The sequence below is a fragment of the Olivibacter domesticus genome (genome assembly GCF_900109575.1).
GTDB classification, from domain to species: Bacteria; Bacteroidota; Bacteroidia; order Sphingobacteriales; family Sphingobacteriaceae; genus Olivibacter; species Olivibacter domesticus.
Map to the genome: position 1 here is coordinate 139,143 of NZ_FOAF01000001.1, position 15,660 is coordinate 154,802.

Annotated in this window: 12 protein-coding genes; all 12 read left to right on the plus strand. The window is 42.3% G+C overall.

What is annotated here, in order from left to right; translation table 11 throughout:
• Positions 1-325: 325 nt before the first annotated feature.
• The 12 genes from BMY50_RS00515 to BMY50_RS28540 all read left to right on the plus strand — a co-directional run bounded on the left by BMY50_RS00515 (position 326) and on the right by BMY50_RS28540 (position 15,391).
• Positions 326-1,891: a sodium:solute symporter gene (locus BMY50_RS00515; protein ID WP_093316569.1), complete on the plus strand. Its 1,566-nt coding sequence runs from the start codon at positions 326-328 to the stop codon at positions 1,889-1,891.
• Between the two features lie 27 nt (positions 1,892-1,918).
• A complete protein-coding gene (locus BMY50_RS00520; RefSeq protein ID WP_093316573.1) occupies positions 1,919-2,857 on the plus strand; it encodes a dihydrodipicolinate synthase family protein in 939 nt (312 codons plus the stop codon).
• Between the two features lie 80 nt (positions 2,858-2,937).
• A complete protein-coding gene (locus tag BMY50_RS00525; protein ID WP_093316578.1) occupies positions 2,938-6,003 on the plus strand; it encodes a SusC/RagA family TonB-linked outer membrane protein in 3,066 nt (1,021 codons plus the stop codon).
• Positions 6,004-6,049: 46 nt separating this feature from the next.
• Entirely contained in the window at positions 6,050-7,477 is a 1,428-nt protein-coding gene (locus BMY50_RS00530; RefSeq protein ID WP_202907709.1) for a RagB/SusD family nutrient uptake outer membrane protein, read from the plus strand.
• An 11-nt stretch (positions 7,478-7,488) separates the two neighbouring features.
• Positions 7,489-8,670, plus strand: coding sequence for a sialidase family protein (locus BMY50_RS00535; RefSeq protein ID WP_093316586.1), 1,182 nt, complete (start codon positions 7,489-7,491; stop codon positions 8,668-8,670).
• Between the two features lie 3 nt (positions 8,671-8,673).
• Entirely contained in the window at positions 8,674-10,050 is a 1,377-nt protein-coding gene (locus BMY50_RS00540; RefSeq protein ID WP_238383628.1) for a DUF3748 domain-containing protein, read from the plus strand.
• A gap of 161 nt (positions 10,051-10,211) precedes the next feature.
• Entirely contained in the window at positions 10,212-10,652 is a 441-nt protein-coding gene (locus tag BMY50_RS00545) for a pyridoxamine 5'-phosphate oxidase family protein (protein WP_093323387.1), read from the plus strand.
• 431 nt (positions 10,653-11,083) lie between these two features.
• Entirely contained in the window at positions 11,084-11,656 is a 573-nt protein-coding gene (locus tag BMY50_RS00550; RefSeq protein ID WP_093316589.1) for a hypothetical protein, read from the plus strand.
• Between the two features lie 223 nt (positions 11,657-11,879).
• Entirely contained in the window at positions 11,880-12,410 is a 531-nt protein-coding gene (locus tag BMY50_RS00555; RefSeq protein WP_093316592.1) for a DUF922 domain-containing protein, read from the plus strand.
• Between the two features lie 164 nt (positions 12,411-12,574).
• On the plus strand, positions 12,575-13,792 hold the full coding sequence (locus BMY50_RS00560) for a carboxypeptidase-like regulatory domain-containing protein (RefSeq protein ID WP_093316595.1): 1,218 nt from the start codon (positions 12,575-12,577) through the stop codon (positions 13,790-13,792).
• A 465-nt stretch (positions 13,793-14,257) separates the two neighbouring features.
• Positions 14,258-15,136, plus strand: a complete 879-nt coding sequence (locus BMY50_RS00570; protein WP_093316601.1) for an Rpn family recombination-promoting nuclease/putative transposase — start codon at positions 14,258-14,260, stop codon at positions 15,134-15,136.
• A 120-nt stretch (positions 15,137-15,256) separates the two neighbouring features.
• Positions 15,257-15,391, plus strand: coding sequence for a hypothetical protein (locus BMY50_RS28540; protein ID WP_262496870.1), 135 nt, complete (start codon positions 15,257-15,259; stop codon positions 15,389-15,391).
• Positions 15,392-15,660: the final 269 nt, after the last annotated feature.

Below are 15,660 nucleotides of genomic sequence, written 5' to 3' on the forward strand. Positions count from 1 at the left end.
AAGCTATCTAGGTTAGGATAGACAGCCGCTGCTATACAGATACATAGTTGGTTAAGTATGAATGTCGTTAGCTTTTATGTCAACATCCTATAACGACACAAACATATAGAAAGTGGTTTTATTATACAAGCTTTTGGCCTTATTGATCTTTGAGCAATTATTTTAATCAGCTTGTAAATACCATTAGACGACAATAAGCACAGGTGTCCATTATACATAGGATAAAATTGTACAAAAACTCGGCAATTCAGGGCAAATCGGTACCTCTAAAAAGTTAGCATTTTTGTTTCCAGTAAACCATTATTATACCTAACAAGCAAAACCAATGAATAAGTTACCAATTGTGGATCTGTGTATTATCGGCCTGTATCTCATCGCAATGATCGGTGTTGGTTTTTGGTTTTCATTTCGGAATCAGCGTGCAGATCAGTTTACCAAGGCTTCCGGAAACATCCCTTCCTGGGCGATAGGGCTATCCATCTATGCTACCTTTCTAAGTAGCAATACCTTTTTAGGGGTTCCCGGCAAAGCTTTCGGAAGTAATTGGAATGCCTTTGTTTTTAGCTTGTCTATGCCGGTAGCTGCCTTTTTCGCCAGTCGTTTCTTCGTGTCCTTTTATCGCCGTTCGGGTGAGGTTTCTGCCTATACCCATTTAGAGAAACGCTTTGGACCATGGGCTAGAACCTATGCTGTTACCTGTTTTCTATTAACCCAGCTAGCCCGTATCGGTTCCGTATTTTTTGGTGTAGCGCTAAGCCTACAAGCGCTTACGGGCTATTCGATGGAACTTATCATGACGGTCACCGGCATATGCATCATTATCTACACCGTATTAGGTGGCATAGAAGCTGTAATATGGACAGAAGTGGTGCAAGGTGTCATTAAAACCTTCGGTGCAGTACTCATCCTTTACTTATTGATCGATCGTATAGATGGAGGCTTTGAAACGATCAATTGGGTTGGGGTTAGCGAAAAGAAAATCAGTTTAGGAAGTTTTGATTTCGATTTTAATCATTCCACTTTTTGGGTCATCTTTCTATATGGGGTGTTTATCAATCTGAATAATTTCGGAATGGATCAAAACTATGTACAGCGTTATCATGCAGCGAAATCGCCCAAAGATGCTGCACGATCTATTTGGTTATGTGTTTGGATTTATGTGCCTACTTCTCTGCTGTTTTTCCTAATAGGCACTTCCTTATATGTGTATTATCAAGCCAATCCCGCATTAATCGAGCCTGTAAAATTACAAGCTGCGGCTGAGCGTCTAGGATCAGGGGCTACAGCGACGGAAATCTCCCGCCTTGCAGCCACCTTGCAACCTGCGGATTATGGGGATAAAGTCATGCCGCATTTTATGGTTACGCAAATACCCACCGGTCTAATTGGCATCATCATCTCGGCTATCCTATCGGCCGCTATGAGCACGATAAGTTCTGGCATGAATGCCAGTGCTACCGTTTTTGTTGAAGATATCTATAAACGCTATTTCAAAGCCCCTACCAACGAACGGACGACATTACGTGCCTTACATATTGCCACGGTCGTCGTTGGTCTGTGTGGTATGTCTGCAGGAATCGCGATGATCGGTATATCCAGTGTGCTCGACTTGTGGTGGGTACTTTCCGGCATTTTCGCCGGCGGTATGTTAGGCTTGTTTCTGCTGGGATTGGTTAGCAAATATGCACGCAATGCCGATGCGGCGATTGCAACCGCTGTCGGGATCATCATCATTATCTGGATGACCTTTTCGGAGTACCTGCCACAAGATATGGAATCCTTAAGGAGCCCGCTAGATAAAAATATGATCATTGTGGTGGGTACACTCAGCATTTTTCTGATAGGAAGCCTGCTGTCCCGTTTACGTAGTTTCTCCCGTAAAAATATATAGGCCTTTAACAATTTATCCATTTATTATATGAACCAGCAAAAGAAAAAATTTGTACCTGTGATGCTCACACCTTTTTTAGAAAATGGTGCCGTTGATTTTGAGGGATTAACGCAACTCACTGAATTCTATTTAGAGGCAGGCGCATCTGGGCTTTTCGCCAATTGCCAGTCGAGCGAAATGTACCACTTGCAACCAGAAGAACGCATTCAGGTTACCAAACATATTGTCAGAACAGCCAATGGAAGAGTACCTGTAGTAGCTACAGGTAGCTTTGGAGGGACGATTGCTCAACAGGTGGATTTTATCAAGAACCTTCATGACCAGGGTACAGAAGCCATTATCTTAATAAGTGGCATTTTGGCCAATAAAGAGGAAGACGATGACATATTTCGCAAGCGTTTCTATCAATTGCTTGATCGTACAGAGGGAATACCTTTCGGTTTTTATGAATGCCCCGAACCCTACAAGCGTCTCCTACAGCCTAATCTCTTGGCAGAGTTTGTTGATACGGGCCGCGTCATTTATCATAAGGACACCTCTTTAGACATTCAGCAGGTACGTGAGAAAATAGCAGGTACCCAGCATTGCGCAGCCTTCGGCCTTTATGACGCTTATATGGCGCATGCGGTAGCCTCTTTGGAAAGTGGCGCTGCAGGACTATCGTGCATACAGGGAAATTATTTTCCAGAATTGGTGGTTTGGTTATGCCAGCATTATGCGCAGAAAGAGAATCAGACGATGGTTAATTGCGTACAGCAGTTCTTCATAAAGCATATGGACCTCATGCATACCAATTACCCTCTTATTGTCAAATTTTATCTACGTAAACGGGGTCTAGGCATCGGCACTTTTTGCAGAACATCACATACCGACTTGGATCACCTCGTAAAGATCGGTTTGGAAGAACTTGAGCGCGAGCGGAAACTTTTGTTCGAGCAATTGGGCATCACTGCCGTGCTGGGTTGAACAGTCGCCATAATGAATTAGCAGTAGCGGTGCGGGGAGCACCATCAGGTATATCACGTTAACTAACTAATTATTTAACCATGAAAACTATAGTGAAGATAAAGGTCGTCGTAAGCACCGCTCTGTTGCTCATGTGCATCAACGAAGTGCTTGCTCAGGTGCGCATTAGCGGATCCGTGGCCAATGAACTCAGCGGCGAAATGTTGCCGGGTGCCAGTGTTAAGGTTGTCGGCGCAACTATCGGTGTTTCCACCGATGAGAAAGGCAATTTTTCCCTGCAGGTGCCTAATCTGCAAGTCAGCCTGAGCATCAGTTACATGGGGTATTTACCCAGCGAAATTAAATTGAATAATCGCAATGCGTTAAAAATCCTGCTAACCCCAGATGCATCGCAGCTTGAAGAGATTGTAGTCGTAGGTTATGGTACGGTCAAAAAGAGCGACATCACCGGTTCGGTAACCGCCTTGAAAAGAGCGGATTTTAATGAAGGACCAATTGCTTCGGCCGATCAGTTGTTTTTTGGTAAGGCACCAGGTGTACAGGTCGTACAAAATAGCGGTGAACCGGGTGGCGGTTTTTCAGTCAATATCCGCGGTGCCGGGTCCATCAATGCCGGCAATAGTCCGCTCTACGTCGTTGATGGTCTTCCGCTCGACAATTCAACGGTCGTAAGTGGAGGAGGAGAGAATTTTACCAATTCAAGGGCGCCGCGAAATCCCTTAAATACGATTAACCCTGCAGACATTGAATCAATTGAAATATTGAAAGACGCTTCAGCTACCGCTATCTACGGGTCTAGAGGGGCCAATGGCGTGGTGATGATCACCACAAAAAAAGGAAAAGCTGGCAGGCTCAGTATTACTTATGACGCGTATGGGGGCATACAGCAGGTGGCCAATAATATCAAGCTGTTAAATGCTGGCGAGTATCAACAGGTCATGAATGATATCATAGACGCGGGTGGTGGCAGCGAAAATGATCGTGTTGCTACCCTTACAAATGATGGTACTGATTGGCTGGGATCCGTTTTTCGGAAAAATGCACCAACGCATAATCATAACTTATCTTTTTCCGGAGGAAATGAAAATACGCAGTTCAACACCTCTTTTAATTATTATTCGCAAGATGGACTGATTATTAACTCGGCATTTAAACGCTACAGTGCTCGGTTGAACTTGGAGCATCGTGTTAAGGAAAATTTTAAACTGGGTGTTAATATCAATACGTCTTACACCAAAGATGATTTCGTTCCCAATGGGTTTGATCTCAATGAGCGCGCAGGTGTCATCTATGCTGCCATCAATTACGATCCAACCTTACCCGTATGGGCAGATAATGGCCGATATTTCCTATCACCCAACATGAATATTGATAATCCCCTGGCTATTGCGAATGGTAAGGATGCCTTTTCCAATAGTTACCGTACGTTTGGAACCGCTTATGCTGAATATAATTTTCTAAACGGGTTCAAGGCGAAGATAAATGTAGGAGGGGATATCGTGAGCCAAAGAACCGATACCTATATCGACCGGAGTACCATCGACGGTTTGGCTGCCGGAGGTATCGGTAGCATCGAACAAGGGAAAAACAGCAATTACTTAGGAGAAGCCACTCTTTCCTATAATCGGTCATTTGCCGAACACCAAGTCAACGCCGTCGTCGGCATGACCGGACAAAAATTCATTGACGACAATTTTTTTGCCTCCGCACGTGGCTTCGCTTCTGATGCCACTGGGACCAATAATTTGAATTTAGGCGATCCCTTAACCCGGCAAACCACCAGTAACAAGGGGATCAATAGCCTGCTCTCTTATTTAGCGAGAATAAATTATAGCTATAAAGATAAATACCTGTTTACAACTGCTTTTCGGGCCGATGGTTCCTCCCGTTTTGGTGAGAACAACCGCTTCGGTTATTTTCCCTCTTTTGCTTTAGGGTGGAAAATTAAAGAGGAAGATTTTATGAAATCGATCAACAGCATTAGCTCCTTGAAATTGCGGACGAGCTGGGGGCGTACAGGAAATCAGGAAATCGGAAACTATCAATCTTTATCCACGCTCAGCAGTGGTTGGACCGCTGTACTAGATGGTACGCAGGTCATCGGCATTGCACCCAGCCGTATTCCCAATCCGAACTTGAAATGGGAGAGTTCCGAACAGGTAAATATTGGGATTGATTTTGGCCTATTTAAAGACCGCATTAGCGGTACGATCGATTGGTACAAAAAAGACACCAAGGATATGTTGCTCAACCTACCCGTACCCCGTTCATCAGGTTTTTCAACCATGATGACTAACGTCGGCAGCGTACAAAATAGCGGGTTGGAGCTCGGTATTACCTCCAGTAATCTAGTTGGAGCATTCCAGTGGACAACCACTGCGATGTTTACAACCCTTCGTAACAAGGTCAAGAGCTTAGGCGGTATACCTAACATCATCACGGGGTCGGCAGGCTCAACCAGTCAGGTGGCTATCATCCAAGAAGGTGAGCCACTTAATTCCTTTTATGGTTACCAGATTGTTGGTGTTTGGCAGGAAAATGATGATTTCTCCTCCACGGTGGATAACGTACAAGCGGGAGACTTCAAATACCTCGATGTAAACGGCGACAAAACAGTCAATGCAGCTGATCGCGTTATTATCGGCAAATCGTTTCCAGACTTTACCTATTCACTAACTAATAATTTTCAGTACAAGGGGTTTGGTTTGTATATTTTTATTGAGGGCGTGCAGGGCGTCAGTATGTTGAATAATAACCTGGTAGATACGTATTTTCCACCTAATTTGCGTCGCAACCGACTGGCGGAACCTTTGTTGAATCGGTGGACACAGCAGAATCCTTCTAATATATATCCATCTTTTGTTACACCCAATACGCAGGGGCAAAAGGGTGTCAACAATTATACCGTTGAAGATGCATCCTATATACGTTTGAACACCGTGCGCATCAGCTATAACCTGCCTATTAAATCAGGACCTATTGCCGGTGCTACGATTTATGTTTCTGGACAGAACCTGTATACCATTACGGATTATACAGGTTTCGATCCGGCGCTAAATCCCAATGGAGGAGCCAATTTCCGGATGGACTGGAATGCCTATCCTGCTCCGCGTACTTACCTTTTTGGTGCAACCTTAAATTTTTAATACCATGAAAAAGCCAATATTTATTGCTAGTTTGCTGTTCATAATAATGGGAAGTCTACAAGGCTGCAAAGATTTTCTGAAAGAAGAAGTATTTTCGCAGCTCGCTCCCGAGAATTTTTTGAATACCAAAGAGGGCCTTGCATCTCTGTTAACGGATACTTATGCTCGAACAGCCAATATGAATTCGAACAATTCGATCTATGTAATTGCACCTCAAGAATGGACCACGGATATCTTGTTCCAATCGGGAGATAATGTTGAGCGAGATGCCAGCAACTATATTGAATTCACTTGGGATCCCACGGTAGATTTTCTCGTCACCAACTGGGACCCGCCTTACCAAGCCATTCGCGATGCCAATATTGGGCTAGAGAACATAGCGAATGTGACGAACATGTCGGAAGAAGAAAAGGCAGTATCTACGGCAGAGTTCCGTTTTCTACGAGCCATCAATTACTATAAGTTATATTTCTTTTTTGGGAGCGTGCCCTTAAGAACAAGTTCACAGCAGGAGCTTCAACTGGCCAAGGCGTCCGATGAGGAGGTACGTAGCTTTATTTCCAGCGAGTTGATAGCAGTCGTAAACGATTTACCAAATCCCGGTGATGAGGCCCAATACGGCAGAGCCAATAAAGGTGCGGCGCTGGCTTACCTGGCAAAGTTTTATCTCAATATAAAAGACTGGGAGCAGAGTGCGTCCTATGCGCAGCAAGTTATCGCGTTGAATCATTATCAGCTCTTCGCCAATTACGAAGATTTGTTTAAAGTAGAAAATGAACGTAATCCAGAATATATTTTTGTGAGACCTGCTTTTGCAAGTTCGAATAGAGCGTCAGCAAATTCATGGATGAATGTCTCATTTCCTGATAATTTCCAACAAGATCCTAGAACAGGCCTTGAGTTTGCAAATACATGGTTAAATTGGCCTAATGAATTTCGCATACTTGATGGTTTTTACAACTCCTTTGAAGAAGGTGATAAGCGTCGAAACTTGCTCATCGGCGAATACGTGGATAAATCGGGACAGCTCATCTCTTTATTAAACAACAATAATACCCGATGTTTTAAATATTGGCCCGATCCTAACGCACAGGGAGCATCACATGGTAATGATATTCCAGATATCCGCTATGCCGACATTCTGCTGTGCCGGGCCGAGGCGCTCAATGAGTTGACAGGCCCCAATAACGAGAGTATCTCACTTATCAACCAAGTACGTGCGCGTGCAGGTCTTGCGGCATTGAGCCAAGGTAATTTTGATCAACAAGGCCTGCGCGAGCAGATCTTACGTGAAAGAGGGTGGGAGTTCTACGCCGAAGGCCATCGCAGGATGGACTTGATCCGTATGGGGCGGTTTATTTCTGGTGCACAGGCCCGAGGAAAAAGTAACGCCAAGGATTTTCACGTGCACTTTCCCATCCCTCAAGTAGTAATGGATTCCGATCCCAAATTAATTCAGAACGAAGGTTATTAAATACGAAAAAGATGAAGATATATTTGTTAACAATATGGTTCAATGCAGTGATCTTAGCGAACTCATTGGCCCAAGTGAAAATGGATCAAGTTCCCGGTGTGGTCGTAACGCATAATCCCGCATCGAGCGGACAATACATAGGTTCACCTAGTTTAGCGGTTTTACCCAATGGCGATTACGTCGCCTCGCACGATTTCTTTGGCCCAAATAGTTCAGAATTTGTGCAGGCAATCACGCGTGTCTTCCGCTCATCTGATAAGGGCAAAAGTTGGAAGCAAGTCAGCGAAATCAGAGGCGCCTTCTGGTCAAGTCTCTTTGTCAATCGTGGGGCACTCTATCTTTTAGGACCCGATCGCCATCATGGAACCGCCCTGATCCGTCGCTCCAATGATGGGGGTGAAACCTGGACACAGCCTACCGGAAAAGAAAATGGTTTACTATTGGCCGGCCAGTATCATTGTGCTCCTATGCCCGTTATGGAATATAACGGACGACTTTGGCGTGCTATAGAAACGGCTCATGGACCCATCTTACAATGGGGTAAACGCTATGGCGCGATGATGTTATCTGCACCGGTAGATGCAGATTTACTGAAGGCCAGTAGCTGGACCGCTAGCAATAGCCTATTGTACGACTCTACCTATCTCAATGGCAACTTCGGTGGTTGGCTGGAGGGTAATGCCGTGGCCGACCCCGATGGAAACATAGTGGATATCCTACGCGTAGATGATCGCTCTACCCTAGATGAGAAAGCCGCTATCGTGCATATAAGTGCAGATGGAAAGCATGCCAGTTTTGATGCGCTTTCAGGTTTTATCAACTTTCCCGGTGGCAGCAAAAAATTTGCTATTCGGCGAGATCCAAAAAACGATCTGTATTGGACGTTGAGTAATGCCATACCTGATAGCGTAAAGCAGGCGAACCAAGGGAAAAATCCCGCAACAATCCGTAATACGCTCCAATTATTCAGTTCTCCTGATTTACGTACCTGGACTTTACGCAGCACCGTATTATCGCATCCTGACGTTAAGGCACACGGTTTCCAATACGTAGACTGGCTTTTTGACGGCAACGATCTGATCGTCTTATCTAGAACTGCTTACAACGATGGGGAGGGAGGTGCACACAATAATCATGATGCCAACTACCTGACATTCCATCGCATCAAAAATTTCAGAAAACAAAAACAATAATCTATGTTAAAGCCATCCCTATACCTTTTTAGTTGGATATTTGGTTTGGTAGGCCAACAGCAAGACGATATATATATGCACTACAACGAAAAGCAGCTTACTTTTAGCTCATATGGGCACACTATTCACAATGGACAGGTTTTTTCGCCCGATAATGAGTGGATAGTTTATGATACACGGAACGATGATACCCAAATTGGAAGCACTGATCATATTGAGATGGTCAATATCCACAGTGCTGAGGTGAAGGAACTTTATCGCACGGAAAGGCAGACACCCTTCGGCCCAGGAGTCGGTGCGGCAAGTTTTTCACCTGTCGAGAGCAAAGTCCTATTCATTCACGGTATCCGCAATGCTGATGAAGAGAAGCCCTATTCTATTACCAGGCGTACAGGGGTTGCCATCCAAACCGATCAGCCCCTAAAGCCAATTTTTATGGATGCGCGCGATATTACTGCACCCTATACGCCAGGTGCCTTACGAGGAGGTACACACGCGCATAGCTGGAGCGGTGATGGAAAAATGATCAGCTTTACATACAATGATGCGGTGCTCGCCGAACAGCAGTCGGGTAAGGCAGGTCAAGATTTAAGAACCGTAGGTGTTATGGTACCTGGAATTGTATCTGTTGATGAGGTTGGAGGTCTGGAAAACAATAGCGGAACCTACTTTTCCGTAATAGCAGCACAGGTGATAGCAACTCCCCGGTCGGGGAGTGACGAAGTCGATCGTGCATTCGACGAAACGTGGATAGGCAATAAGGGTTATATCAAAGCCGACGGCTCACGGCAGCACCGGGCAATCGCCTTTCAGGGCAATGTTCACGATGAATCGGGCGTTTCCCTTACCGAAGTATTCGTGATCGATTTACCCGAAGATGTAAAAAAGCCGCGTAGTGGTTATCCATTGGAAGGTACCTCAATAACGCTTCCTAATACTCCGTTAGGCGTTGTGCAGCGGCGCCTTACTCACGGGGCACATGTTGGCGGGCCCAGGCACTGGCTGCGGAGCACGCCGGATGGGAGTCTGATCTTTTATCTAGCACAAGATAGAAGAGGCCTTGTTCAGCTGTTCAGTGTAGCCACAATAGGAGGGGGAATTAGACAAATAACCGACAATGATTTTTCCATTCAGGGGCCCTTTAACGTACATCCAAATGGTAAAGAGCTTGTCTATCCCGCCGACAATAGCTTGTTCGTTACCGATATTTTCTCCGGCAATACAGAACGCATCACACCTAGATTTTCGGACAGACAAAAGCCGGTGGGCGCACCGGTATATGCACACAACGGAGAACATATTGCATATAATCGCTACGTCGGTTCCGGGCATCATCGGTTTTTGCAGATTTTTCTTTTAACGCATACGCCGCGCAACTGATGGCCCGTGCAATAACTCCCTAAACTGCATTTAATAGTCAGTTGGGTATAAAACAATTTATTAACCTGCCGCTTTAATAACTGTACCAATAAGTTTAAATACGATCGTTTTGGAAACACAGAGAGTTTATGTATTTTTAATGAAAATAATGATTGATGCCCATGCTAGGAGAACTAAATAAAAGAGAAATAATAGATTTCTTAGAAAGCCAATTCATTGGTCGTCTGGGATGTCATTTAAATGGTGAAACCTACATCGTGCCTGTCAACTATGTATACCAAAACAATGCGATATATGCGCATTCGGGTGAGGGGAAAAAAATAGAAATGCTTCGTGCAAATCCGCGAGTTTGTTTTCAGGTTGATGAAATTGATAACATGTTCAAATGGAAGAGTGTAATTCTATGGGGAACCTTTGAGGAATTGAAAGGTGAGGAACGCCAACAGGTCATGCAGGGTTTAATTTTGCGTATTATGCCAAATACGAATGATCCTGCAAGGAATCCTTCCCATGCAATAAGTCCAGCGCTTCACAACGCTCTTATTGTTTACCGTATCAATATCGAAGAAGCAACTGGCCGTTTCGAATCGCACAGCGGATAGCTTAAGAGCTGGCCTAAAAATCATGTGAAGAAGCGAGAGGGGTGGGCAGTGATGGAGAGCGGCTCCACAGGGTTGAGCGTGAGCCCTGAATCATTAGCGAAATCCATGCGGTGCTTGACGATATTCAATTACAAATTGATGTTTGCAGGTGTGACCTTTTTATAGATGAAACGAGAGTAAAATTTTTGTATTTTTACCTTTGAAATAAATTGAAGCGTAATAATTACCCTCGATATGGCCGTATTTAACAGAAAGATTCCCTATAATGATCTTCCGTCGTTACTACTAAGATTTGTAATATTGAAACAAAGGAAGTGCTTCTCAAAACTACTGGAGCTAGTAGGGCTTTGGCAAAATTAAATGGTGCTCTCCCCAATCTACCCAATCCCATACTTTTTGTTGATACCGTACACTAAAATATATATTCCGTTATGAGAACAACCTTATCCTTACATCTGATTTTAATTTTCCTATGCTTGGCTTGCTCACCATCAAAAGAAGCTGTTGAACCAGAATTAAATTACGATGAGAAGGAAAACGTGTTTTTAAAAGATTTCCGACAAAAAGCGCTCGGACGCTGGCGCATAGACAAAATGACGATAGCAAAAAACTACATTTTTAGCCCTTCCGAAGAGGACTCAACCGCGTTGAATGTAGGGTATATAGATGTTAATAACATTGATAACGATGCCAATCAAAAAGAGAAATACAATCAATTGCAGGCGAGCTTTACCATAAATAATCAATCCATGCCCATCAAAGGGAGACTTTTTGGATATAACAAGGATGGAAAACAGTTCATAGGTGCTTCTGGGCTTATTGAATCTGCGTACATATTTTCAGTACCCGTTTATATTGACGAGCTTCCCTTAGAATATCAATTTTTAGATAAATATTTCTTTGGGGATAACTATGTTATAGAACTGGATGAAAATGCTGAACATATGACTTGGAAAGGTTTAAACCATTTCATCCGCTCGATGGAACTTACCAAAATCAATTAGTTTTCAATGTTAATCAAATGTGTTTGAGCCAAGCGAAAGCGCTTGTTTACTTCTTTATTTTTGACTTCAACAATTCGTTCAGATTAATAACTGGCAAAATAAAATCTTTAAATGGAGTGTCAGCTGCTTAACGCTGGACTTTTTTGGACATCTCTGACCGTATTTTATTTTTGGTATCATTAGATTTTTATATTTTAGATGATCGTTAATTAAAGAATATTTTATGCGTCATTCCATCTTGATTTTTCTGTTAATCTTTTCTCTGAAAACTTCCGCTCAAGAATATTTTAAGCTAAGCATTACAGACTTTCAAGGAACACCAGATGCAAAAGTTTCTTTTCTCGCCTATACCCAATGGAGATTAAATTATCGCTTCAATATAACAGTATTGAATAAAACTTATACACCAGAATTTAAAGTGGTTTTAATGCTCGATAAAGATGCTTCCTGGATTAAAACAAATGAAATAAAAAAAGAGCGCTTAGCATATGTCCTGAATCATGAACAGGGGCATTTTAAAATAGGCGCAATTGCAAAAAAAGAGCTCCTACAACAATTCCAAGCATTTACCTACAGTAAAAATTATAAAGCTGAAGCCGATTCCATATTTCAGAAAGTGGTTACCAAATACAAGACCATTGAACAGCAATACGACAAAGAAATTCATGCTGCCAAAGACACTGTACAGCAATATAAATGGGACGCTTACCTAGAAGAAAGTTTCCACAAAAAATTTGTCACAGATGTTAGATAATGTATGAAGAGCTGCTATGTTGCCGAGATCCTTTAAATAACAATGACATACATATTAAACGAAGAAGGAGTAAAATACTTAAATAAACAGATTAAAGTGAGCCCTTTTTAATTAATAATAATAATCGGTTTCTGTTAGGGAAAGGAAACAAAACTAAACCGACCATGTTACAATTAATCATTTATGTTCGGAGCAGTGATATGCGTCAATTTAGAAAACTGACTTATCTCAGTATGCTGATTTGTCTTCCTATTCTTGGATATAGTCAAGTTGTATTACAAGGTAAAGTGGTCAACGGCCAAAATGATAAACCAATTTCCGGGGCCAGTGTATTTCTAAATAGCTCCAGCATAGGCAGCAGTGCCAACGCTCTTGGTGAATTCAGTTTTCCGATCAGTCAGCCAGGTAATTATGAAGTCGTTGTCTCTTCAATCGGCTACGAGCCATTGGTTTTTATGTTGCAAGTAACCGAAGAGAAGCTTGCCCCACGATTAATTAAACTGAAACCTGCACCGAATATATTGGACGAAGTGGTTATAGAAGCCAATCCTGGGGCAGGATGGCGCAAGTGGGGTCGGGTTTTCGAGGAGGCATTTATTGGTACGGGAAGAAACGCCCGTTCTTGTAGAATATTAAACAAAGAGGATATTTACTTCGAATATAATAAGGAGCAGCATATACTTCGGGCTTTTGCTCGCAAACCTATTGTTGTTGAGAATAAAGCGCTCGGATATACCATTAACTATCTGTTGCAAGGTTTTCATATCGATTACCGAAATAAGATCCAATTCTACGCTGGTTATCCGCATTTCGCTAATATTAAAGTGGGGAAGAAGTTTGAGAGACGCCGTGAACGTTCTTATACAAATTCTCTTATGCATTTCATTCGAAGTCTTTATCAGAACAACCTTGCCGAACAAGGTTTTGAAATGCGTTATATAGCTAAAAGCCCCAATAAGGAGAAATTCCGTGTGAAGGGAATTTATAAGAACAATAAAGGTCACTCTGATGATTCTCTTGCCTACTATAGAGAAGTTTTGAAACAAGCCGATACATTGTCGCTTCTTTCCCCACAGCTCTTAACGGCCGATAGCGTTATTAAAGTTGATGCCAATGGAAATAAGTGGTTGTCATGTACACATGATCTTCAAATTGTTGGCAATAAGATCAAAGAAGATCCATTATATGTAAGTCAACAACTGAAAACAAATAGGGGAGTACAACATCCAGTTTCGATACTTCAATTTAAAATAGGAAGGCAGATCGTAATAGATGCGAACGGTACCTATTATGATCCCCGTGACCTCTTATGTAGCGCTTACTGGGGCTGGGCAAGTCGTATTGCGGATATGGTACCTTTAGATTACAAAGCAAAGCACTAAAAGATTAAGTCCGTCGATTTATCGTCCCATTCTCCAGATTCAAGATCAGATTTCAGTCTGTTCACCCCATTGCAAATACTAAAACACTTATTTTTTTGAATAACAATGTCTTTAAGTTCTTCTAAAAATAGAAGCTATTGAAGCTAAACCCTACTTGCCGGTTCAGCTCATTTAAAATTCAAGACCAATCATGTCTTATTTAACTGAGCGTAAATATCAATGAAAAAGACAACAATCATTATCGCATTATTCATAGGATTTGTAATAACTGCTTTTCAATTATACAGCATAAACCACCAGTTTGGACAAGTAGAGATTCTCACTTTGATATTTTTAGCGGTTCTAATTGGTGTTATCATGTTTTTGTCTTACGAAAGAAAAGCTAAACTGTTAAATTTTTACTAAAAATATTAGCTAATAAAATAGATTTTACGTATCTTTACTGAAACCAAAATCTATTAACCAATGACCAAAGAGACCTATCCCCAACCGGGTAAATTTATTGATCCATTGAGCGACTGGGGTTTCCGGCATTATTTCGACAGCGAACCCAATAAAGAAATACTGATTGAATTTCTGAATGACCTGTTTGAAGGCGAAAAGCATATTGAAACCTTGGAACGGGGGCCTACAGAACATGACGGAGATAGTGAGGAAGATAAACGAGTGATCTTTGACTTACACTGTCGTGGCAGTAATGGAGAGTACTTTATCATCGAGATGCAACGTATCCGGCAGGAATATTTCAAAGACAGGGCGCTCTATTACACCTCCCGTCTAATTCAACGCCAGTTGCCAAAAGGTAAAGCTTTTAATAGCTACCAGCTACCCGAAGTTTTCCTCATCGCTTTCTTGGAATTTCGTATGGATCAGCTGCAGCAGATAAATTATTTTCATGATATTGCATTGTGCAATAAATCAACGGGAGAAGTTTTTTACAAAAAATTTGGCTTTAAATTCATAGAACTTCCTAATTTTGTAAAAGAAGGGGATGAACTGGAAAGTGAAAGGGATAAATGGTTCTATCTGCTCAAACACATGAGCAAGATGAATAAGATACCCAAATTTTTGGATAAGCGCGTTTTTAAACTTATCTTTAAGATAGGAGAAGTGTCAAAATTAAAAAAGGAGGAACGTATGGCGTATGAAGCAAGTTTAAAAGCCAAATGGGACACGCAGAATGCTTTTGATTATGCAATAAAAAAAACGCAGGAAGAAGAACAAGCCAAGGCAGAAGCCGAGAAGCTTAAGTCCGCACATTCATTAAAGGAACTTGGTGTTTTGACAAACCAACAAATAGCGAAAAGCTTAAAGCTTCCTTTGGAAGTAGTAGAGAAACTATAAAGTTAATCGGTATACGAATAAAATCAAGCCATGCATCTGGAAATGCGTGGCTTTTTTTCTTATAGGTCGCGGGTAAGTCAAACGGGGCTCCCGCGCGTACGAACAAAACGACCTTCTAGAATGAGCGTAAAGAAAATTCAGTTAGATGAAGAGGATATAAGGGCTGTGAAGAAGCGAGGAGAGGGTATTGGGGGGAGCGGCTCCACAGAACTGCGGGTAAGAACTGAATTTTTAGCGAGCGCTAGACAGCCTTGACTTTTGTGTTGGTTTATTCATCAGTGCTTGTTTTCAGAGGTACTCATGAGCTCGAAGCAAAGCTTCTCGGTTGTGTTAAGACAAAGCAACAAAGTAATTCTCATTATTCCCTTGCAAATAATAAAGCCCTTAATTACATTAATACTGTCGGCGTATATGAAAAGAATTGGACAAGATTGAACGGCATTGAAACAGCTAAATGCAAAAGCCCACGAAAATCCAACAATCGTTGTCATTAGAAAAGTAATAACCATCATAAATGGATTTCC